Annotated in this window: 16 protein-coding genes; 12 read left to right on the top strand and 4 right to left on the bottom strand. The window is 35.6% G+C overall.

What is annotated here, in order from left to right; genetic code table 11:
- The first annotated feature begins 88 nt into the window (after nucleotides 1–88).
- Together DYE60_RS03700 and rlmM are read left to right on the top strand one after the other, a co-directional pair.
- Nucleotides 89–577 carry a hypothetical protein gene (locus DYE60_RS03700; RefSeq protein WP_115315291.1) on the top strand — a complete coding sequence of 163 codons (489 nt, stop codon included), beginning with the start codon at nucleotides 89–91 and terminating at the stop codon, nucleotides 575–577.
- A gap of 307 nt (nucleotides 578–884) precedes the next feature.
- Nucleotides 885–1,985, top strand: coding sequence for a 23S rRNA (cytidine(2498)-2'-O)-methyltransferase RlmM (rlmM, locus tag DYE60_RS03695; protein ID WP_115315290.1), 1,101 nt, complete (start codon nucleotides 885–887; stop codon nucleotides 1,983–1,985).
- 74 nt (nucleotides 1,986–2,059) lie between these two features.
- On the opposite strand, the gene DYE60_RS03690 is transcribed toward rlmM, so the two are convergent.
- The 4 genes from DYE60_RS03690 to DYE60_RS03675 form a co-directional block, all read right to left on the bottom strand.
- Nucleotides 2,060–3,424, bottom strand: coding sequence for an endonuclease/exonuclease/phosphatase family protein (locus tag DYE60_RS03690; RefSeq protein ID WP_115315289.1), 1,365 nt, complete (start codon nucleotides 3,422–3,424; stop codon nucleotides 2,060–2,062).
- 283 nt (nucleotides 3,425–3,707) lie between these two features.
- A complete protein-coding gene (gene yjgA / locus DYE60_RS03685) occupies nucleotides 3,708–4,241 on the bottom strand; it encodes a ribosome biogenesis factor YjgA (protein ID WP_115315288.1) in 534 nt (177 codons plus the stop codon).
- 84 nt (nucleotides 4,242–4,325) lie between these two features.
- Nucleotides 4,326–4,946, bottom strand: a complete 621-nt coding sequence (locus tag DYE60_RS03680) for a SanA/YdcF family protein (RefSeq protein ID WP_115315287.1) — start codon at nucleotides 4,944–4,946, stop codon at nucleotides 4,326–4,328.
- Nucleotides 4,946–5,731, bottom strand: a complete 786-nt coding sequence (locus DYE60_RS03675) for an alpha/beta fold hydrolase (protein WP_115315286.1) — start codon at nucleotides 5,729–5,731, stop codon at nucleotides 4,946–4,948. Before DYE60_RS03675 ends, DYE60_RS03680 begins: the two co-directional genes overlap by 1 nt.
- 195 nt (nucleotides 5,732–5,926) lie before the next feature.
- Between DYE60_RS03675 and seqA the strand changes: the two genes are divergently transcribed.
- From seqA to DYE60_RS03625, 10 genes are all read left to right on the top strand, one after another.
- Complete coding sequence (gene seqA / locus DYE60_RS03670; protein ID WP_115315285.1) at nucleotides 5,927–6,517, top strand: replication initiation negative regulator SeqA; 591 nt, start codon at nucleotides 5,927–5,929, stop codon at nucleotides 6,515–6,517.
- Between the two features lies 1 nt (nucleotide 6,518).
- Nucleotides 6,519–7,940, top strand: a complete 1,422-nt coding sequence (menE, locus tag DYE60_RS03665) for an o-succinylbenzoate--CoA ligase (RefSeq protein ID WP_115315284.1) — start codon at nucleotides 6,519–6,521, stop codon at nucleotides 7,938–7,940.
- A 3-nt stretch (nucleotides 7,941–7,943) separates the two neighbouring features.
- The gene (gene aroC, locus DYE60_RS03660; protein WP_115315283.1) at nucleotides 7,944–9,026 is read left to right on the top strand and encodes a chorismate synthase; all 1,083 of its coding nucleotides are present in this window, start codon (nucleotides 7,944–7,946) and stop codon (nucleotides 9,024–9,026) included.
- A 138-nt stretch (nucleotides 9,027–9,164) separates the two neighbouring features.
- Entirely contained in the window at nucleotides 9,165–9,977 is an 813-nt protein-coding gene (gene mepA / locus DYE60_RS03655; protein WP_115315282.1) for a penicillin-insensitive murein endopeptidase, read from the top strand.
- A 15-nt stretch (nucleotides 9,978–9,992) separates the two neighbouring features.
- A complete protein-coding gene (locus tag DYE60_RS03650) occupies nucleotides 9,993–11,879 on the top strand; it encodes a DNA topoisomerase III (RefSeq protein ID WP_115315281.1) in 1,887 nt (628 codons plus the stop codon).
- 242 nt (nucleotides 11,880–12,121) lie between these two features.
- Nucleotides 12,122–13,045: an OmpA family protein gene (locus DYE60_RS03645; RefSeq protein WP_115315280.1), complete on the top strand. Its 924-nt coding sequence runs from the start codon at nucleotides 12,122–12,124 to the stop codon at nucleotides 13,043–13,045.
- Nucleotides 13,046–13,542: 497 nt separating this feature from the next.
- Nucleotides 13,543–13,959: a hypothetical protein gene (locus tag DYE60_RS03640; protein ID WP_115315279.1), complete on the top strand. Its 417-nt coding sequence runs from the start codon at nucleotides 13,543–13,545 to the stop codon at nucleotides 13,957–13,959.
- 210 nt (nucleotides 13,960–14,169) lie between these two features.
- Nucleotides 14,170–15,426, top strand: coding sequence for a TolC family protein (locus DYE60_RS03635; RefSeq protein ID WP_115315278.1), 1,257 nt, complete (start codon nucleotides 14,170–14,172; stop codon nucleotides 15,424–15,426).
- A gap of 41 nt (nucleotides 15,427–15,467) precedes the next feature.
- Nucleotides 15,468–17,612: a type I secretion system permease/ATPase gene (locus tag DYE60_RS03630; RefSeq protein WP_115315277.1), complete on the top strand. Its 2,145-nt coding sequence runs from the start codon at nucleotides 15,468–15,470 to the stop codon at nucleotides 17,610–17,612.
- A gap of 14 nt (nucleotides 17,613–17,626) precedes the next feature.
- Nucleotides 17,627–18,916 carry an HlyD family type I secretion periplasmic adaptor subunit gene (locus tag DYE60_RS03625; RefSeq protein ID WP_115315276.1) on the top strand — a complete coding sequence of 430 codons (1,290 nt, stop codon included), beginning with the start codon at nucleotides 17,627–17,629 and terminating at the stop codon, nucleotides 18,914–18,916.
- The last annotated feature ends 56 nt before the right edge of the window (nucleotides 18,917–18,972 follow it).

The following is an 18,972-nucleotide window of genomic DNA, read 5'->3' as shown; positions in this document are numbered from 1 at the left end:
GTATTTCATACTATATATCTTTGATTAAAAGAAGCACGACTGTGACAAAAGGAATGGTAAAAACAAGCGGTTGAAAAAAGAGGGGAATATGCGAAAAATATTATTGAGTCAGGGGAGATTAAAAATTTCACAAGAAGATAATGTTTTGACTATTCGCCAATATTTTTTATGGCGATTTATCGGCACGGGTGTGATAGGGTTAATGATTCTGAGGGCACTTTATCTTCGTGATTCAAATATTACGCCTTACTTGTTGCTTCTCGCCTTTATACTTTTTGTATTTATAAATATAAAACCCGCCATAATAGAGCTAAAAATTAATCGTAAACAACGCACAATAACAGAGTATAGAGAACGTGTATTATTTGGAAATTTCTTCTTTATGCCAACGCTAATGGATTATAAGATCATCAATCTCTATGTGAAAGCTGAACCTTCCGCTCGTGGTAAAGGTTATGATGTTTTTATCGCCTCTAATGTTAAAAATCATCTTTTCATTAGAACCTCTTTTAAAAAAGCACAGAAAGTTCAAAGAATCATCAATGAATTTTTAGCGAATGTCTCAATGGGTTTTTAATGGTCTTGTTTGGATTATCAAAACTATTGAACAAAAGATTAAAATTTGTAAAATCATGACAAAAACAAACCGCTTGTAGTAATACAAGTGGTTTTTTATTATAATCAGCCAAACTAAAATCAACACTAGAAATTTACAGAAATAATTATTTTGTATCAAATTTAATTCCTGATGTGTAGGGGCATATTATATCCCCTCTATTATCTAAATTATTCATTTGGGCGTATATAATGCGTCACTACATTAAATATAATAAATTTATTATTTCATTCTCAATTTAATTCACTATAAAAATAAAAGGAATAATATGAACAAACTTGCACTCTATTGCCGAGCTGGATTTGAAAAAGAAGTGGCGGGCGAGATTTCGGATAAAGCGACTGAACTGGGCGTTTATGGCTTTACTAAACTAAAAGAAAATACGGGCTATGTGATTTTTGAATGCTATCAGCAAGGCGATGCGGATAGACTTGCTCAAGAGTTGCCTTTGAGTGATTTGATCTTCGTGCGTCAAATGATCGTTGTTGGGGATTTATTAGAAAATTTACCTGAAAATGATCGTATTACACCGATTTTAGAGCAGTATTTGGCAAATAAAAATGAGCATTTTAATCCAGTAAAAAGTAGCGATTTAGTGGTTGAAACACCGGATACTAACGAGGCAAAAGAGCTTTCAAAATTTTGCCGTAAATTTACCATTCCATTACGTAACGCCCTGAAGAAACAAGGCTGGTTACATACTGGCTCACAACGTCAAAATAGCATTACATTACAAATTCTCTTTGTACGTTCAGGCTGTTGTTATGTGGGTTATGCCTATAATGATAACCGTTCTTCAAATCCAATGGGCATTATGCGATTAAAATTTCCAAATGAAGCACCAAGCCGCTCAACGTTAAAATTAGAAGAAGCTATTTTAACCTTTATCCCAAAATCAGAAGAAAGCTGGCATTTTAATGAAAATGTTAAAGCGGTGGATTTAGGGGCTTGTCCTGGTGGTTGGACGTATCAATTAGTGAAACGAGATGTGTTTGTGTATTGTGTGGATCACGGTAAAATGGCGGATAGTTTGCACGACACAGGGCGTATTGATCATTGTCCAGAAGACGGTTTCAAATTCCAGCCACCAAAACGTACCACCATTGATTTATTGGTGTGTGATATGGTGGAACAGCCAATGCGAATTAGTCAGTTAATTACAAAATGGCTCGTGAATGGCTGGTGTAAAGAGAGTATTTTTAATCTCAAATTACCGATGAAAAAACGTTATCACGAAGTACAACGTTGTTTGAAATTTATGACGGATACCTTAACCGAACAAAATATTCAATTTAAACTTCAAGCCAAGCATTTGTATCACGATAGAGAAGAAATCACGGTGTTTATTAAGGTTAAGAAGCAGTATTAAATAAGAAAATAAAATTAAAAAACTGATCTACGAATTTTCATAGATCAGTTTTTTATTATTTAACTCAGTTAAACCTATTCAACTTTTAAATCAACCCATACCATACGATGGTCGGAAGATACTTTTTTGCCTGTGTCAATTTTGCCATCAATCTTCGCACGCACTAACTCGCTACCTTCTTCGCCATTTTTAGGCCAGAAAACACCGCTTGCTACGGCATTCAAATTTGCTGATGGCAATACGTAGTCTAAACGCATTCCGCCGTGATGAGTAATTTGTTCTGGGTTTGCTCGATCTTTATTACGGCGAGCATCTTCACTTGCTAAAAATTCTACAGCCCCTTTACTTGTTGGAAGAAGATCGCCATTGGCAACGTTTTGATTTACACGTTTATGTGAATAAAGTCCAATAATTGCATTTTTATCGCCATCGCCAACAATAGGATCGGCATTGAGATCCCCTGCAATAACAAAGGCTTCATTTGGTGCAAGACCACCTTTTTTACCTTGATCATCGGTTAAATAATCTTGGTTATTCAAATATTCTGCCCAGAAATTTAATTCGTCACGATTGCGTTTTAAGTTATGGCGAGCAGCATTATTAAACACCGGTGGAGTAGGGTGGCTTAATAGCATATGAATCGAGGTTTTTCCGACTTTAACAGGAATGTCTACGTGATTTTTTGATGATAAACGAAAGTTATTCCAAGCGTCATCGCTGTACCATTGATCGCCACAGGCTTTGTTCTGTGGAATTTTAGCACGGACATTATTACAATCATCAATAACTGGATTTGACGCCCCTTTTAGATCTTTTTGCTTAAATTGTTGGAATGAACGAGTTTTCTCTGCATCAATCGGAAATTGCGACAAAATCGCAAAGGCGTAATGCCCAGTAAATTTACCAAAACCAAAGGCATCATTTGGCGTGCCAGTTTTTCCGTCGTTATCTAAATCAAAGCCACTTTGTAGCCCTGTATTAGTTGGAATAACTTGACCTGTTGCAAAAGGAATACCTTTTAATTTTTCTTTTTGAGCAACGGCTAAATAGTTATTCACAAAATTTTTAAGGGCAATATTACCTGCCTCTGGGCGTGTATTGTAATCAAATTCATTTAATACAAAAATATCAGGGCGCACACGCTGTACAATCTCGGCAACATTACGAATTTGTTGCACGTGTTGAGCCGTTGCTTTTTCTTCTTTTGTTAATGCTGGATCGTTTTGTGCTAAGCGTTTAAGTAACATATCTTGCTCAGCACGATTTAAAAGAAGCTCATTTTCTAAGGTTTCAGGGCTGTTTCTATCAAATGAAACATTAAAGGTTGCAACACGAACGGTATCACCTGTTTTGACATCCTTAAATTGTGGGGTTAGTGCATTCACACCAAGTGAAATTAACGGTAAAGAGGCAACTAAAAGTGTTTTGACAGTTTTCATAGAATTTTCCTTAAAAAATAGAGAACATCTGGTTGTTTATAAAAAATAAATTTATTTTTTAATGCGTCAAAATTATAATTATTTCATTATTTAGATTCAATAATAAAATGAATGTGTTAAAGGGCGGTCATTGAGGGGAGATGTCGTATTACACGTAAATTTAAGGGTGTTTAGTTAGATTGTTTTACGGGAATTTTATTATTATTTATTTTTACCTATTGCTGATTAAATAAAATTATAAAAAACAAAGCCTTAATAAAATATTATTAAGGCTTATTTATCACTAGCTATCTAAAATAACCATTTTCAAATATTGATAAATTTCACGATAGTTTTTTGGTGGTTTATTATTTTCACGTTCTTTTAAAGTACCTCGTACAAGGCTACGTAATTTTTGGCGATCTAAAGTTGGATATTCTTGCATTAACTCATTGATTGCACCATCGCCTTGTTCAATGAGCTGCTCACGAATAACTTCTAATTTATGTAACATTGCTTGTTGTTGCTTGTGCGTGTTATTCAATTTATCTAATGCTTCTTGAATAGGTTCAACATCGCATTTTCGGAGTAACTTTCCAATATATTGAATTTGACGACGACGAGCTTCCATTTTTAAGCGTTGCCCTAATTCTACTGCATCTTTAAGGCTGTCATTCAGAGGAACTGTCTCTAATTTTTGTGCTGAAAGTTCAACAAGGCTTGCACCAAGTTTTTTGAGATCTTCTGCATCACGTTTTATTTCACTTTTACTTACCCAGATGATCTCTTCTTCTTCCTCATCTGTCCAATCAATTTCATTATGTCGTTTCTTAGCCATTCTTTTTCTCGCTGTTGTTATATTTAGTCATACTTAAAATGATAGTGTAACAAAATTTGCAAAAAATTAAAAAAATTTGACCGCTTATTCGTTATTTTCTTTGAAATAAAATAGCCCAAAGTCAATTAGCATTCTCACTCGTGCAAAATATTCACGAATTCGTACTTTATAATGTCCTTCTGGATGCTGAGCAACGAAGCAGATCGCATCAATATTATGTACTTTGGCAATCAGTAAAGCACGTTCACAGTGAAATTGTTGGCTAACAATCGTAAATTTGGGAAGGTGGAATGTTTCATCAGCTCGAATAATAGAAGAAAGCGTGCTATATCCTCGATAATCTTGACGTAATAAATCGTTAGGAATCCCTTTTTTATGTAGATCCTTGGTCATGTTTTTGGGTTCATTGTAATAGCGAGAGCTGTTATCACCACTAAGTAAAAAATATTTTGCTTTTTTATGTTTAAAAATCTCAAAAGTAGCATTTAAACGGTATTTATAATAAAGGTTATCTCGTCCAGATGGAAAGTATTTTGCTGTACCGAGTACCACAGCATATTCACGGTAAGGAAGTTTATTTATATCTTTATAAAGTCTGTCTTTAACGAGATAGCCTGTTATAAAATCAATGCTAAAAATAGCCATAATCAGCAGAATAAGGCTGATGAGACTAAATTTTATAAAACGTTTAAAGAATAGTTGCATTATAACACTCGTTTAATTGCTCTAATTACTGTATCAGGCTTAGTTGCGTGAACCCAATGATCAGCATTGCTAACAATAAATAATTTTGCTTGTGGAAATTGGTTTAATACTAATTGTTTATGTTCTTTTGTGATGTAATCGGATAATGCCCCCTTGATAAAAAGGGTTGGTTTATTCACCTTAACGTCACTCCAATCGCTGATATTATCATAATTTTGTTTGAGAGCGGTCAAGTTAAATAAAAAGCGATCTGGCTGGTTAGCATCAAAAGATTTTAGCATAAAGAGCTGCACGCTTTTATCTTTAATATAAGGTTCCATCGCTCTTTGAGCTTGAACACGATTTTCTGAATCTGAATTTTTAATTGCAAATAAGCCTGCAAATGTGTTTTCGTGGCGAGATTCAATGTATTTGACAGGTGAGATATCAATAATGACCAACTGTTCTACGAGATGTGGGGCGATATCTGACAGCTTCATTGCGACTTTTCCGCCCATAGAATGCCCAATAACGACGGCTTGCTCACGGTTTAAATGCTCTAATAAATTTTTAACGTCAGTTGCCATTGATTCAAATGTCATCTCATCACGGTGAAAAGATCGACCGTGATTGCGAAGATCTAAACACAAAATATCATAATCATCTTCAAATGCACGAGCAATTCGTCCTAAATTATCAAGATCGCCAAACAGCCCGTGAATAAACACCAATAAGCGGTTATTTTTTTCAAGGTTTTTACTATTTTTTGCTGGACGTAATTTATAGTTTAAAAGTGATTGTTCCATTTTGCTATTATCCTAACTTTCATCTTAATTCTTAGGAAATTCTACCATAAAATAATAATGTTTCACTTAAATAGATCATATTCCTTTCTTTTGCCCTAAATTTAGGCAAATAAATGATCTTTTGAGATGAGAAAAAGATCTATTTTTAGTATAATGTGACTAACTTTTGCAATCTAAGAGAATAAAGGAATAATAATGAAAAACATAGAAATTGATGATGAGTTATATCAGTATATTGCAAGTCGTACTCAATTTATTGGCGAAACAGCGTCAGATATTTTAAGACGTTTATTGAGATTACCTGCAACGCCACAGCCTTTTGTTTTAGTGCAAGAAAATGTAAAAACCGAGCCAAAAACGACCGCTAAAAAAACGGTAGAAAGCAAAAAAAGTGCAGAAACAAAGAAAGATGAAGTAAAAGATCAAGACATCAGTTTCTTATTAAAACATTTGGATAACACATTAAATTCAGACGATTTTATCAATGAGAAAAAAGCAGTACGTCGTTTCTTGGCAGTGTTATCTGCCTTGCATTTTGCAGCACCACAGCGTTTTACCTACGGAACAGAAAATATTAAAGGCAGTGAGCGTGTTTATTTTGCAAAAGATGCTGAAACGATCTTGTCGACAGGTAATGGCGTGAAAGTAAAACAAATTCCTGATTCGCCATTTTGGGTGATTACCAATAATAATACGGCTCGTAAAGGGATTATTTTAAGCAAGCTAATGAACGCAATGGATATTCCACAAGATTATATTGAACGCACTCAGGCTTTCTTTATCTAAAATGCGTTTTTGTGTTTTTCCTACGAGCTTTTGGGCGGATCAAGATCCGTCTAAAACAGCAATCGTATGGAATAAATCAACGAATGAGCAAGCAAGATCTGCTTGTTTCTACGAGCAACTGCCACAAGAAATATCGTGGCAGTTGTTTGATCAACTTATTGCAAAATTTATTCAAAATTTGACCGCTTTGGGTATTCAACCACAGCAGCTCATTGCTTATTCAGGGCAACATTCCCTTATCAATTTATTATGTTATTGTGCGGTGCTTAAAATGGGGGCGAGAATTTTAATGCTTAACCCACAATTAAGTGAATCACAACGCCGTCAAATTTTAGAACAAAATCAGGTTGAAATTTTCATAACCGATCATCATTTTTTTAATCTTTCAGAAAGGGATTCATCTTATTCATTCCCTTTTGATATTCAAGCCCCCGCAACGTTTACTTTAACTTCTGGTTCATCAGGCAAACCAAAGGCAGTGGTACATTCAATTCAGCAACATTTAGCCAGTGCCGATGGCGTGTGTGAATTGATGGATTTTCAACATCAGCATAGTTGGTTGCTTAGCTTGCCACTTTTTCACGTATCAGGGCAGGGCATTGTGTGGCGTTGGTTATCGCAAGGGGCAACGCTTTATATTGATGAAAATAAGGCGACAATCTGGGAAACTTTATCAAAAGTAAGTCACGCCTCGCTTGTACCAACACAGTTACAGCGTTACTTGGCTTGGTTAGGGGGTAGAACCAAAGATCAAAAAATTCTGTTAGGCGGTGCAAATATTCCTGCGAAATTGATCGAACAGTCTCAAAAGCTAGGAATCACAACCTTTGCAAGTTATGGCTTAACAGAAATGGGTTCAACCGTGACTGCAATAAAAAATGAATGCCACGATGAATACCGTAGCGTTGGCAAAGCGTTACAAGGTAGAGAAGTTTGCACTGTCGAAAATGAAATTTGGGTAAAAGGCAAGCCCTTAGCCTTAGGTTATTGGCTTAATGGTGAAATTATTTCTTTAACGAATAAATCAGGTTGGTTTGCAACCAAAGATTGTGGTTATTGGGAAAACGGAAATTTAGTGGTTACAGGGCGGTTGGATAATATGTTTATTTCAGGGGGCGAGAATATTCAGCCTGAGGAAATAGAAAGGGTGTTATTTCAATCAAATTTAGTGCAAAATGTTGTGATTGTGCCGATAAAAGACGATGAATTTGGGGAACGTCCTGTCGCATTGGTTGAATTTAAACAAGATTTTTGTGAACAAGCGGTGCAATTTTTACAACAATTTGCAAAAAATCAGTTAGAAAAATTTAAGCAACCTGTGGCATATTTATCCCTTGAAACAGACAAATTTCAATCAGGTATTAAACTTTCTCGTCAAGTTTTGAAAGATTACGTATCAAAGAACGTTGATTTAAAAGGATAACAAATGGCAGGCAATACGATAGGCACTTTATTTAAAGTCACAACTTTTGGTGAATCGCACGGCGAGGCATTAGGTTGCATTGTTGATGGCGTACCACCGAATATGGCGTTATGTGAAGAAGATTTGCAAATTGATTTAGATCGCCGTCGTCCGAATGGTTCTCGTTACACGACTGCTCGCCGAGAAGAAGATAAAGTTCAGATTTTGTCAGGGGTTTTTGAAGGGAAGACCACCGGCACAAGTATTGGTTTGCTAATTAAAAATAGCGACCAACGTTCCCAAGATTACGATCAAATCAAAGATCGTTTTCGTCCTAATCACGCCGATTACACTTATCAGCATAAATATGGTATCCGAGATTATCGTGGTGGCGGACGTGCATCTGCTCGTGAAACGGCAATGCGTGTGGCGGCTGGGGCGATAGCGAAAAAATATTTAAAAGAGCAGTTTGGGATCAAAGTGAATGCTTTTTTATCTCAAATGGGATCGATTAAGGTTGCTCCGCAATATACGGCTAATCTTGAAAAAATGGATTGGCAACAAGTAAACAACAATCCTTTTTTCTGTCCTGATGAGAAAGCGATTCCACAGTTTGATGAGTTGATTAGAAACTTAAAAAAAGAAGGCAATTCAATCGGTGCAAAAATTACTGTGATTGCTGAAAATGTCCCTGTTGGTTTAGGTGAGCCTGTTTTTGATCGTTTAGACGCTGATTTAGCTCACGCACTGATGTCGATCAATGCGGTAAAAGGGGTAGAAATTGGCGATGGTTTTGATGTGATTGAGCAAACAGGCACGCAACACCGAGATGAAATCACCCCACAAGGTTTTAAATCAAATCACGCGGGGGGAATTTTAGGCGGGATTAGCTCTGGGCAACCTATTATTGCACATATTGCGTTAAAGCCAACGTCAAGCATTGCCATTTCAGGGGATACGGTGGATATCAATAATCAAGCTGTTGAAATTGTTACCAAAGGTCGCCACGATCCTTGCGTAGGTATTCGTGCTGTACCTATTGCAGAGGCAATGATGGCGATTGTGTTGTTGGATCATCTATTGCGGTTTAAGGCACAGTGCAAATAGAATGGTGAAGGAGGATTTAATGAGTATGGCGAATGGAATATCCTCCTGTTAACACTATTATTTGTAAAGTAAAGCGGGAGCATATCTAATGCTCCTTTACATTAAAGCATATGCAATATTAAAAAATTAGGAAACAAAATGAAATTATTAAAACTAGTGCTAGTTTCAACATCGTTGTTATTAACAGTATCAGCCAATGCGAGTTCTTGGGAAAAGATCAAATCGCCAGTGCAGGGTAAAATGCAATCGGTGGGGAGTTATGCAAATGGTTGTATTATTGGGGCGGATACCCTTCCATTAAAAGGAGAGGGGTATCAAGTAATCCGTTCGTATAAAAACCGTTTTTACGGGCATTCCAAGTTGGTGAGTTTTATTCAGCGTTTAGGAAAGAATGCTCAAAATGAAGGTTTACCGACTTTATTGATTGGCGATATGGGAATGCCTGCGGGGGGGCGTTTTGCTTCTGGTCACGCGAGTCATCAAACGGGATTAGATTCAGATATTTGGCTACGTTTTGGGCCTTTAAGTGATAAACAGGCCGAAAAACCAACGGCAACGGTGATGGTAAGTGGAAATTCTGTAAATAGTAATTGGACAAGCCATCAAGCGGATTTAGTGCGTTTGGCGGCAACGGATAAAAATGTTGCACGTATTTTTGTTAATCCAGCGATCAAAGTTAAATTATGTCAAACTGCAAAAGGTGATCGTTCGTGGTTGCGAAAAGTTCGTCCTTGGTTTGGTCATACCGCACATATGCACGTGCGTTTAACTTGTCCAGAGGACTCGACTAGTTGTAAGAACCAAGCCCCTATCCCAGCAGGAGAAGGTTGTGATGCAACCCTTTATTCGTGGTTTGAGCCAAGAAAACCGTCTAAACATACAAAGAAAAAAGCATTACCGACACCTCCAATTCAATGTCAAATGCTACTTTCATCTCAACATCTAAACTAAAAAAGATAAGTTATTATGCGTTTATTCATAGCAGAGAAACCAAGTTTAGCCCGTGCGATTGCTGATGTTTTACCAAAACCCCATAAACGTGATGATGGTTTTATTCAGTGTGGGCAAAATGATGTGGTCACTTGGTGTATCGGGCATTTATTAGAACAAGCAGAGCCAGATGCTTATGATGAACGCTATAAAAAATGGCGAATGGAACACTTGCCGATTGTGCCTCAAAAATGGCAGTGGCTACCGAAAAAAAATACCCTAAAACAGTTTAAGGTAGTTGAGAAACTGATTAAACAAGCCGATGTGTTAGTCAATGCGGGCGACCCAGATAGAGAAGGGCAGTTGTTGGTTGATGAAATTTTTGGTTATATGAATTTATCTGCTGAAAAGCGTTCACAAATTCAGCGTTGTTTAGTCAGTGATCTTAACCCAAATGCGGTAAAGAAAGCGGTCGAAAAATTGCAAAATAATACCAATTTTATACCGCTATCTACTTCAGCCCTAGCACGAGCCAGAGCAGATTGGTTGTATGGAATTAATATGACGCGTGCTTATACTTTGCAAGGGCAACGAGCAGGATATCAAGGTGTGCTTTCTGTGGGACGAGTGCAAACCCCTGTTTTAGGTTTAATTGTTCGCCGTGATTTGGAAATTGAAAATTTTGTACCAAAAGATTATTTTGAGGTGTTGGCTCACGTTGTTGTGCCTGAAACCCAAGAGCGTTTTACGGCTCAATGGAAACCAAGTAAAGCCTGTGAAGATTATCAAGATGATGAAGGAAGAGTGCTTTCAAAAGGCTTGGCAGAAAATGTTGTAAAACGTATTACAAATCAGCCCGCTACGGTCAAGGAATATCAAAATAAAATTGAAAAGGAAACCGCCCCTTTGCCTTATTCTCTTTCTGTTTTGCAAATTGATGCAGCTCGCCGTTTTGGACTTTCTGCCCAAGCAGTGCTAGATATTTGTCAAAAATTATATGAAACCCATAAATTGATTACTTATCCTCGTTCTGATAATCGTTATTTGCCAAAAGAGCATTATGGGGATCGTTTTAAAGTCACTAATGCTATTTCACAGCATTTGAATGAATATCAACACTTACCAGAAGTGGTTGATTTAGAAATACAAAATCGTTGTTGGAATGATAAAAAAGTGGAAGCCCACCACGCTATTATCCCAACGGCTCGTAAAGGTAATGTACATTTAACCGAGAATGAAAAGAATATTTATCAGTTAATTGCTCGTCAATATTTAATGCAATTTTGCCCTGACGCAGAATATCGTAAAGCAAAAATTACCTTGGAAATTGCGGGCGGAACCTTTGTGGCTCAAACAAGAGGTTTAATTGTTGCTGGTTGGAAGGAATTATTAGGCAAAGAAGACAGCGAACAACAAACCGAAACCGCCTTGCCCGTGGTTAAAAAATCTCAGCAACTTCACTGTGAAAAAGGCGAAGTTGTGAGTAAAAAAACGACACCGCCACGCTATTTTTCTGATGCGACTTTACTTTCTGCAATGACGGGGATTGCTCGCTTTGTGCAAGATAAAGAATTAAAGAAAGTGTTGCGAGAAACGGATGGTTTAGGAACAGAAGCAACCCGTGCGGGTATTATTGAATTGCTTTTTAAACGTGGCTTTTTAATTAAAAAAGGCAGACAAATTCATAGTACTGAAGCAGGACGCATTTTAATTCAAGCATTACCAGAGGTGGCAACGATTCCTGATATGACGGCATATTGGGAAATGCAGCTTAATGATATTAGTAAGAAAAAAGCAACTTATCAGCATTTTATGTCAGATCTTACCCACAAACTTCCTGATTTACTCATAAGTCAAAATCAACAAATTTTGCAAAATTTAAGCAAAATCACACCGCTTGCAAAGCCTAAATATAGAAAATAAAAGGTCAATTTTTTTATTACAAAAGAGTAACTATTTTTTTGAATTGATATTTATTATTTATATTTAATTAGTTAAAAATGATGAAAAAATATAACTTTTTTGTATGAAAATATTGTATAAATAGTACTGCTAGAGTAGAATTAAGAGAATATTCACGGCGATCATCCTGTGGTTGTTAAATTTATGTTATGTAATTGTTTTTTGATGATTACACCCATCTATATTTAAAAGGAAAAATTTCAATGAAAAAATTCATCGTATGCAGTTTAACTGCTTTGTGTTTGTCTGCATGTTCATCTAATGGGGGAAGCTTTGGTTCTAGTTCAAATGGAAAATTAGAAAGTTGGACTACTTTTGATGGCAACACAGTTAATCTACAAGAATTGGGCGATAAGCAATCTAAAGTTTATTTTTATAGAGAAAAAGACGCATTTCAAGGCCCAGCAGTAAATGTATTTATTGATGGTGATTATTTAGCATCTGTACTTGATGGTGGCTATCGTGCGGCTATCGTATGTTCAGCAGGGGATCGTATTTTGCCTTCATTTACTCGTAATACAAGCTTTGCTGATCGTGATACAGGGGTGGATTACAACTTTGTTACTGGTGAAACTGAATATGTTAAAATTATGTTAAGCAAAGAAGGGCAACCAATTTTCCAACGTGTTTCACAAGCAGAGGGTGAGGCAGCTGTAAGTAACCTTAAACAAGAAACTCAAACATTACCACGTGTTAAAGCAAATCGTTTTTGTGATAAAGCGGTGTTAGATAAATTTACATTACAAGCACATTCTTTATTTAAGTTCGATAAATCAAGTTATAAAGATATGTTACCAGAAGGTCGTGAAGAAATTAAAGAGATTGCTCGTAAAATCAATTTAGGTATTGTGGATATCAAAAATATTAAAGTTGTGGGTTATACCGATCCGATGGGAGACGATAATTATAATTTAGCATTATCAAAACGTCGTGCTAAAACAGTGAGACAAGCATTATTAAATTCAAATGTTCAAGCAGATGTTGAAATGGAAGGATTAGGAGAGCGAAATTTACTAGTGAGAGATTGTTTGAAGAAATATCCTCATGATAAAAAAGCAAGAAGGGTTTGTGATCAACCAAACCGTCGTGTAGAAATTATTATTTATGGTAATAGAAACGATAAATAATTATCCTAAAGCTATAAAGCTATAAAGCTATAAAGCTATAAAGCTATAAAGCTATAAAGCTATAAAGCTATAAAGCTTATTAGTAAAAGGGAAAGCAGTTATGTTTTCCCTTTCTAGTAAGCGGAACTTAGTCGGGACTTTATTCTTTTGAATGAAGGCTAGGTGTATAGTGATTACAAGGAAAATTTTATGAACAGTGTACAATTAAAACTTAGAGACCATTTAATAACAGTATAAACTTATCATTTAAACAATTCAAAACCCTCGTAATTAACGCACAAAAGGCCGTTAATTACGAATCATTCAGTACAGCAACTCAAGTTACTCCTCAAAATATTATTGCGAAATGTATAGGTCAAGATTCATTCATTATTTTAGATGAAAATGAAGGTGATACCAATGCAACAGGGATTCTTATAGGACTTCATGAAAATGGTAAATATTATGGTTATGTTCCAGAATATGCACAGAATGTTGATGAGTTAAAGGACGTACTGTTGGAGAGTGTTAGTGTTGCAGATTATATTATTTCTGAGGATAGTTTTAGTCCAATTGATGGTCATTCTCATCATGATTCATTAGTTATTAAAAATCAAGCGGGTAAATTTTCACTAGATTTTACAAATTTAGATTTACAACAAAAAGTAGATAACATCAGTGAAATTGATCTTACACAAGATGGTAATGATGTGACCATTTCGCAAGTGTTAACTCTTGATTATGATGCTGTGAAATCTATAGCGAAAGAGGATACTTTAATAATTAAAGCAGATGCTGAAGACGTGATACATATTGAAGGTGCTCAGTTGCTTGATCAAAATGTGTCAGGCAGTAATGCTTCTTATGTTGCCTATGACTTAAATAATGATCAATCTGCTGATTTATTTATTCAAGGTGGTACAATAATTATTTAATGTCGTTTGATAATAATACAATATGAGAAAGCCACTATTATGATATGGTGGCTTTTTATTGCTTAATTTTTATATTAAACAAGAATAAACAGGATATCTACTTGATTATATTTATTCTTTCCTTAAAATAGATAAGCCTTTATTTCTAGGGTTAGGTATTCTAGGTTTAGAATGAATTTCTAGCAGTATTTATTATTAGGATTTAGAACAATGCAAAGATTTTTTCAATTAAATAACTGTACCAAAGCGATGGCTATCGCGTCATTTATGATGTTAGCAAATGTATCTGTATCACAAGCAAAAGATTTGCGTAATATTTTACAATATGCATTAAATAATGATCCTATTTTGTTAGAAGCAGATGCGGATTTGCAAGCTGCCGAAAACCGAGTTGGACAAGCAGAATCTCTTCATTTGCCAACAATTCGAGTTGTAGGTAATAGCTTAGTTACTGAACGTACGAAAGAGGAAAGTCATAAAACAAAAAATAAATTTTCTCCAGAAGTTCAAATGAAATTGAATTTATATTCTTTTGGTGCAATTGATGCTGAAATTAAGAAAAATAAAGCATCAAAGGATTATTACACGAATAAATATAATGTTTCAAAAGAAGAATTAGGCTATAAAATTGGTGAATTATATCTTAATGCTTTAAATGCAAAACAAGCAATTTTAGTTCTACAAAAATCATTAACAAGACATAAAGCTTTTTTAAATGAGGTTCGTTCTATTGCCCGTTATGATGAGGGGCGTCAATCAGAGGTTGTTCAGGCAGAAGCACGTAAGATTTTAGTTGAACAAAAAATCAATGATCAAACAAGATTATTGGAAACAACCCTTAAAACGTTATCAAAATATTATGTGAAGCCTATCACAGTTAAAGATCTTTCTGATCCATTTGTGAAAATGACTCAAAAGAAATTAGTTTCGGAGTATTCTTTAAAAGATTTTTCAGCTAATCCAACCTATCTTGCTCAACAGGCAGAATTAGAAAGTAAAAGACACGAACTTGCAGCAGAAAAAGCGAAGCAATTACCTTCTATCAATTTAGTTGGTATGGCGGATCGAGAAGATCAGAAATTGATGGTTCAATTCTCTTGGGATATTTTTGATCGAGCGACAAGTTATTCAATAAAAGAAAAAGAAAATTTAACGAGTGCGGCAGGAATTAGACTTGATCGTGTAAATCGTGATGTTGAAGAAGAGGCTCGTTTAGCAATGATCAACATAGAGCGTAGCCGTCTTCAACTCGATATTTTAAAACGTCAAATTAGTGCAAATAATAAAGTTGCTAATTTTTATAAATCACAATTTAGGGTTGCACGCAGATCATTATTAGATGTATTGAATGCAGAAACGGAACTATCAGATGTAGAATTAGCTTATATAAATACGCAACGTGATCATAGTAAAGCGATATTAGATTATTTGCATTCTCAAGGAAAAATAGTGAGCTGGGTTAAATAATATTTAGCGACCTAAAATTTAATATCAGGACAACTTAATTTATGCAATTAATTATAGAAAATATTTCGTTATTAACACGTTTAACGGGACATCATTTACCCACTTCGGCACTTATGTCACATGTTCAACGTGATAATAAAATGCGAATTGATTTTAATTCACTTTCAGAATACCTCAAAAGTGAGGGATTTGATAATATGATTTCAGAACGTAAGTTAAATGAAATCCCAAAACTATCCCTTCCTGTGTTAGTCATTCTGAAAGATGAAGAAGCTGCTGTTATCACGCATATAACAAGCGCAGAAGAGGATGGTACAAAATATACTGTTCAACAAGTTGGCGGTATATCTCAAACTTTTACTGAGCAAGAGCTAAATCAAAATTATCTAGGTTATTGCTGGTTTATTAAGCCAAAGGTTGAAGCTGATATTCGTTCAGAATTACCTGAATATCATTTGCCAAAAGCGTGGTTTTTAAAGGTAATCTGGCGTTTTAGACGTTATTATTATCAAGTTATTCTTGCCACAATTCTAATTAACTTTTTAGCATTGGTGAGTTCATTGTATGTAATGAACGTGTATGATCGTGTGATTCCAAACAAAGCTTATGAAACCCTATGGGTGCTTTCTATTGGGGTTTTCGTTGCGATCAGTTTTGAGTTTATTGCAAAAATAATTCGAGGACGCTTAACGGACATTGCAGGCAAGAAAGCTGATTTAATTATTAGTTCTGCATTGTTTAGACGAGTAATGGGACTACGTTTCCAAGAGCGTCCTGCATCCTCGGGATCTTATGCAAGTAACTTACGTGATTTTGAATCCGTACGTGAATTTATGACCAGTGCAAGTTTATTAACGTTGGTGGATTTACCCTTCTTATTGTTATTTTTAACCGTACTTTGGTTAATCGCGGGTAAATTGGTTATTGTTCCAGCTATCTTAATTCCAACTGTTATTATTATTGGGCTTTTAGCTCAGTTCCCATTACAAAAATATATCAATGAATCAATGAAAGAGTCTTCGCAACGACAAGGTTTAGCTGTTGAAGCAATTGATGGTATTGAAACATTGAAAACTAATAATGCTTACAACTGGGCTCAGACTCGTTGGGATAACTACACAGCGAAAACAGCAAAATCTCAAATGAAAGTAAAAGATATCAGTAACTTTGTTATCTTTATTACAATGAGTTTACAGCAGTTAAATACTGTATTTTTGGTATTGTTGGGTACATATTTAATTCATAGTGATGATCCCGCAAGCCGTATCACGATGGGGGCATTGATCGCATCGGTTATTTTATCAGGACGTGCGTTAGCTCCATTAGGTCAGATTGCAGGCTTAGCGGTACGTTTTCAACAAGCAATGGTGGCTCTAAAAGGAGCGAATGGTATTGCGGAACGTCCGATTGAGCGTGATCCAAATAAAAAATATATTACTTTTGATAAGGTTCAAGGAAGAGTCAAATTTGATAAAACGACTTTTAGTTACCACAAAGATTTACCACCAGCGATAAATGAATTTAATCTGTCTATTCAAGCAGGTGAAAAAGTAGCAATTTTAGGAAAAATTGGTAGCGGGAAATCAACAGCATTAAAAATGGCGTTAGGTTTATATGAAGCACAGCAAGGTTCAGTGACCTTAGATGATGTTGATTTACGCCAAATAGATCCTAATTATCTGCGTAATCAGGTATTGCTTCTAGAACAAAAACCACACTTTTTCTTAGGTACGTTAAGAGAGAATCTTGATCTTGCAAGAATGGATGGTTTCTCGAATGATCAAGATTTATTACAAGCATTAGCACGTTTTGATTTAGTGAAATTTATTCAGCAACATCCTCAAGGTTTAGATATGCCGATTGGTGCTGATGGTCTTGGTTTATCAGGGGGACAGAAACAAATTTTAGCACTTGCTCGAATGACGTTACGTAATCCAAAAGTGGTGTTATTAGATGAGCCAACAACAGGATTAGATCAAAATTCAGAAGTGAAAGCATTGCAAGCAATTGCAGTGTGGTCTAAAAATCGTACTATGGTTGTTGTAACACATCGTCCACAAGTACTACAAATTGTTGATAGAATTGTGGTTGTTGATAATGGAAAAGTTGTTATGGACGGACCTCGTGACCAAGTTTTACAACGTTTAAAAGGTAAAACGCCTCAACCGACAGAACAAACTCAATAGTGAAAGAATAGAAAATGAAAAAAGTACATCAACTAATAAATACAGTAATAAATAAAGCAAAAAATCTGAAGGAGCCTCAAGAGCCAACTCATTCAGGTTTAAATAAAAAAGATCTTCATTTAGTGAATGACTTACATGCTGCAATGCAAGAAGAAAAACATCAGGGTATGTTTTGGAGTATCATCCTTTTTATTCTATTTGCTCTTGCTTTTCTAATTTGGTCTTATAATAGCACCGTTGAAGAAGTAACACGTGGACAAGGTAGTATCATTCCAAGTAGTCGTGAGCAGGTGATTCAGAGTTTAGATCCAGGTATTTTGAGTGAAATGCTTGTGAAGGAAGGTGATCTTGTTGAAAAAGGACAAATCTTATTACGCTTAGATAATACTCGAAGCTCTGCGATTCTTCGTGAGAGCCAAGCAAAAATGGCAAACTTAGAAGCAATTGCTGCACGTTTGACGGCTGAGTCTCAAGGAAAAAAATTAGTTTTTCCAGAACATATTCCAGATGCGTATAAACAGCGTGAAGAATCAGTTTATGACTCTAAGAAAAAATCCTTAAACGAGTCTATTGCAAGTCTGAAGAAAACGAAATCTCTATTAGATCAAGAAGCAAGAATTACAGCCCCACTTGTGAAAAGAGGAGCGGTTTCTGAGATTGAATTGTTACGAATTAAGCGTCAAGCCAGTGAGTTGCAATTACAGATCACCGAAAGAGAGAATAGATATACAACGGATGCAAACAATGAGTTGGTTAAAATTGAATCAGAGTTGTCTCAAGCAAGAGAGAATGTAAAACGTCTAGAAGATCCTGTTAATCACTCAGAAATTAGAGCACCACTAAAAGGCGTGGTTAAAAATATTCGAATCAATACAATTGGTGGCGTTATTTCAGCGGGTCAAAATATTATGGAAATTGTCCCTGTTGATGAAACATTGCTTGTAGAGGCATATATAAGCCCTAGAGACGTCGCTTATGTTATTCCTGGTATGAAAGCCGTTGTTAAGCTAACAGCTTACGATTATGCGATTTACGGCGGTTTGGATGGCGTTGTTACTTTATTAAGTCCTGGTGCATTAAGAAATGAGAAACGTCCAAGTGATTTAAACTTGAATCCGAATGAAGCATTTTATCGAGTGATTGTTCGTACGAATGACAGTAAAATGACAGATAAAAACGGTAAAGAATTGCCTATTATTCCAGGTATGATCGCGTCAGTAGATATTAAAACTGGTGAGAAAACGGTGTTCCAATATTTGATTAAACCTATTACCAGAATGAAACAAGCTTTACAGGAAAGATAAGTAGAACGCTTGTTATTATTATAAAAAGAAGCGGTTAAATTTTTATGAGATTTTAC

The sequence above is a fragment of the Phocoenobacter uteri genome, from assembly GCF_900454895.1.
Lineage (GTDB): Bacteria > Pseudomonadota > Gammaproteobacteria > Enterobacterales > Pasteurellaceae > Phocoenobacter > Phocoenobacter uteri.
The sequence above is the reverse complement of the archived record's forward strand: the minus strand, read 5'-3'. Positions and strand labels throughout refer to the sequence as shown.